General features: G+C 47.8%; 4 protein-coding genes. 1 reads left to right on the forward strand and 3 read right to left on the reverse strand.

All coding sequences use genetic code 11. From position 1 onward, the window contains the following. Positions 1 to 64: 64 nt before the first annotated feature. From N4310_RS07730 to N4310_RS07740, 3 genes are all read right to left on the reverse strand, one after another. Positions 65 to 358, reverse strand: a complete 294-nt coding sequence (locus tag N4310_RS07730; RefSeq protein ID WP_262092720.1) for a ferric reductase-like transmembrane domain-containing protein — start codon at positions 356 to 358, stop codon at positions 65 to 67. Positions 359 to 463: 105 nt separating this feature from the next. Beyond that, on the reverse strand, positions 464 to 1,558 hold the full coding sequence (locus tag N4310_RS07735) for a DUF2974 domain-containing protein (RefSeq protein ID WP_262092721.1): 1,095 nt from the start codon (positions 1,556 to 1,558) through the stop codon (positions 464 to 466). After that, positions 1,555 to 2,478, reverse strand: coding sequence for a permease (locus tag N4310_RS07740; protein ID WP_338092456.1), 924 nt, complete (start codon positions 2,476 to 2,478; stop codon positions 1,555 to 1,557). The genes N4310_RS07735 and N4310_RS07740 overlap by 4 nt, the downstream gene beginning before the upstream one ends. 210 nt (positions 2,479 to 2,688) lie before the next feature. Here N4310_RS07740 and N4310_RS07745 point away from each other — a divergent pair, with 210 nt between their 5' ends. Further along, a complete protein-coding gene (locus N4310_RS07745; RefSeq protein ID WP_262092723.1) occupies positions 2,689 to 4,080 on the forward strand; it encodes an APC family permease in 1,392 nt (463 codons plus the stop codon). Positions 4,081 to 4,186: the final 106 nt, after the last annotated feature.

The raw sequence follows: 4,186 nt of genomic DNA on the forward strand, positions 1-4,186 counted from the left end.
TTTTCACGAAAATCTACTGAATATGCCATAAAAATAGTATAGCACAAAGTGTGCGGTTTTTGTTTCATTCTACTATACTGCCCCAGAGTGGTGCCAAGAGGCCGACCATGCCAATCCGGTGAAGGAAGATGAGTACCAATGAGAAGGAAGCCAGCATCTTATGGTATTGGTAGACGTGCTCCAGACCATTAAAGAGCTGCTCTAGCCAGCTGGCACGAGTGGTGAGCAAGAAGCTCAGTGACAGAGCGGTTAGGGCAAAGGCGGGGATGATAAAATTCACCAAGCCTGCCTGAGACCAAGCCCAGGCTGTTACAGCAAATGAGATAAGAAGGAATAAAATTCCTTTAAACGATTTCATGAAAAACTACTATCTAGTAGTAAAAATTTTTTCTAGTATACCAAAAGAGCACCTGATCAGCAACTCGGCTGTTTAGGTGCTCTGCTATTTTTCATTTGGTCTCACTTAAGAGTCTTTTTTAGGGGCTTCCCGCCGAACTTTTTGGCGTAGTTGGAGGAAGGCCTGACCAAAACTAAAGAGGAGGTCTCTTTGCTGGGCCGTCAAGGTTTGGCTACTTTGGATGACTTTCAAGACAGAGTTGATAGCATCCCATTGGAGAAAGGCGTTGATTGAAGTGATGCCTCCTTCTTCAAGAATCGAGAAGAAGGTCTGAATGACTTCGGCCAGATTTTGATCAGGCACCTGCTCAATCAACTGGAGCATGGTTGCTTCCAATTGCTGACTTTCAGCAGAGAGTTCCGGAGCCTGTTTAAAGGCATGCTCACTGATTTCCCAGGTAAAGGTATTGTGTTGGGACAGACCATTGCGCACCGTGCTCTGAACAATCTGAGCTGGAGCTTGCGAATGGAGGAGGATTCCAACCACCGAATTTTCAGGAATGTAGCGTTGAATTTTCTCGTGAATATTCTGGTAGTCGGAACTATTTAAAACACTGGTGTGGAGTCCTGGACCATCAAAGGAATAAATTCGGTTGATTTTTTCCTGAAGATCGGCAGGCACTTGGCTAGCTGCATAGATAGCCAGATTGCCCCCTTTTGAATGACCGCTCAGATAGATTTCTCCTTCCAGGGCCTCTAGCGCTTGCTGGAGATAGGATTTGGCCAGGTATTGGGCTGGTACCTCTGTTTGATAGGACATGAGGAGGTCCTCCTTCCAACCGACCAAGCTATCATCGGTTCCCCGGAAACTGACCACAAAGGTTTTGGGTTTGAGGCAGAAGACCAGGGCTGAAAATTGGACATTTTCAGCGGGGTCAATCGTGTTTTCAAAGCCCATGAGTTTGAGATTTTTATAGCGTTTGCTGGCAACCATAGCTTCTAGCAGTTGGTAGCGCTCGGTCATCAGAGGTGATGAATCTTTGGGGATTTGTGGAGCCAATTCTACCAATCGGCTTGCTTGTTGGGTCGCAAAGCTGGAAGAAACGAGATCATCAAAGGGGAGATAGCTCAGTTCGGCTAAAAGAAGATAGTCGATTTCCCCATAGGGGCGATCGTAGAGATCATCGTATTGGACCTTTTTGATGTAGTCTAAGGTGTTCATGCAGGTTCCACTTTCTGGCTAGCTCGGAACAGGGTGAGGGCTGTGTAGAAGCCGACAAAAACGATAATCCAGCTCAGTACATCGAGTGAGAGACTCTTGACTAGGGTTGCGGCAATGATAACCCCAATCACACCACCTACAATAAACCAGCCTAAACCTTTTTTATGATAGCTTTCGGTTTTGATAAAGGTTAAGGAAACCACAGGTGCCAAGGCGGCACAGGAGGTCATCATGATAGGGAAGGCTGCAAGTGGATTCATCCCCAAGAGGTAGACCATAACCATACAAGGAGCATAGAGGCCAACACCGGCGGACATGAGAACACCGAGGATAAAGTTTCCAACAACTCCGATAAGGAGGGCAAGACCGCTAAGTCCCATGGCAGTATTACCACTACCAAGAGAGTCGACCAGACCGGTAATCCGACTGAGCATTAGGGTACTGGTTACCAGCATGGCGATGGAAATGGTCCGTAAAATCAGTTGTCGGTTTAGGCGGCTGACAATGTGACTGCCGACTTGGCCCCCGATGGTGGCTGCTAGAACCATTGATCCAAGCGTTAGTGGCTCCACCTTTACGGCAGTAATAAAGAAGAGGGATTCCGCTAGGAGGGCCAGTGTATGGCCAACATTGAGGGTTCCGGGCAGGTGGCGGTCATCGTCCAGATAGCGGGTTGCTCGGAAAAGTGCGGTTGTGGTTAGGTAAGAACCAATCCCAAGGGTGTCCAGGAAGTCGGTGACAAAGCCGATAGCAAATCCGGTCAGGGTCTTGGGGCCTCGCTCAAATAGGACGGGCAGACTGGCTCTCCGTCCGAGAGCTACAGTATAAATGATAGATAGGACCATCAAAATGATCAGAATAACAGTAACGATAAGAATTCTCCTTTCAAATGGGCTTTGTGTAAATAGGTTTGAGGACAGGAGGGCTGTTAGAGGAGCCCTCCTTGGCAAGACGGATGAAGTCTGCTTCAGCCTCCTCCACTTGCTTCTCGCCCTCTATTCGGTTATTAGTATACCATAGAAGTTAGTTAGTCTTTGCTGGGGGAGGCTTTGGCTATTTTTCTATCAGATAAGTATTAAAAATGGCAGTCCTGTGATAGAATAAGAAGTGTTTAATTAAAGGGAGTAAATATGAAAGCATTTCGAAAAAAGGATGGTAGCCAGCAACGGACGGAGATGCGGCGCCATTTAGGTTTGCGGGATCTCCTGTTTTTAGGGACGGGAGCTATGGTGGGAACAGGGATTTTCACCATTACCGGGATTGGAGCAGCTACGCTGGCTGGTCCAGCCCTGGTCATTTCAATTATTGTTTCCGCCTTCTGTGTCGGCTTGTCGGCTCTCTTTTTTGCCGAATTTGCCTCGCGGATTCCGGCTTCGGGTGGGGCCTATTCCTATATCTATTCCGTTTTCGGCGAGTATCCTGCCTGGATGGTGGGCTGGTTTACCATTTTAGAATACTTGATGGCAGTGTCGGGCGTGGCTGCTGGTTGGGCTGGCTATTTGAAAGGCCTACTGGCTTCCTTTGGCTGGGAGATGCCTGAGGCTCTGAGTGGCACCTTTAACCCAGAAGCGGGCACCTATATTGACCTGCTTCCAGTCCTGGTGGTTGTGTTTGTCACAGCGGTGGTACTCTTGCAGTCAAAAACAGCTCTGCGCTTGAATTCTTTACTGGTGGTCTTGAAATTCTCGGCGCTCCTGCTTTTTATCCTAGTTGGGGTCTTCTATGTTCAACCAGCTAACTGGAGTAACTTTGCTCCCTTTGGCTTTGGTTCTCTCTACGGGGCTAAAACAGGGATTATGGCTGGTGCCTCGCTTATGTTCTTTAGCTTTTTAGGATACGAGTCCTTGTCTATGGCTGTGGATGAAGTGGAGGAGCCACAAAAGAATGTTCCGCGTGGTATCGGTCTTGCCTTGGTTGTGGTGACGGTGATGTATATCTTGGTGACCTTGGTTTTAACCGGGATTGTGCCTTATGAGCAGTTGAATGTGCCGGATGCAGTTGCCTTTGCCTTGCGCAGTGCCAATCTGGGCTGGGCTGCCAACTATGTGTCCCTGGTAGCGATTCTAACCTTGATCACCGTATGTATTTCCTTGACCTATGCTCTGTCACGGATGATTTATTCGATTGCGCGTGATGGCTTATTGCCGCAGGCCTTTCGGAAATTGCATCCCCAGAGCAAGGTGCCGACCAATGCGACCTTGCTGGTGGGATTCTTTGCCGCCCTGTTTGCAGGGGTCTTCCCTCTCGCTAGTCTAGCTTCCTTCCTAAACATTGTGACCTTGGCCTACCTGATTATTTTGGCCTTTGGACTCATTCGTTTACGGCAGGTTGAGGGCTTGCCCGGTTCCCAAGAGTTTAAAACTCCCTGGGTACCCTTTTTGCCAATCCTATCCATTTTGATCTGCCTCTCCTTTATGGTGCAGTATGATGGGGCTACCTGGTTGGCCTTTGGGATTTCCATTATCTTGGGCAGCCTTATCTATTTTTTATACGGCCAAAACTATTCGGCCTTGAACAAATAGGACCGTCCTTTTGAGGACGGTTTTTTAGTGGATTTTTTCATTCTTCTTTTGCTTGGATAGCCGCATCATGATACAATAAATTACAGAATTTAAAAGGAGCTTTCTA

Source organism: Streptococcus danieliae, assembly GCF_025447695.1.
Taxonomy (GTDB): domain Bacteria; phylum Bacillota; class Bacilli; order Lactobacillales; family Streptococcaceae; genus Streptococcus; species Streptococcus danieliae.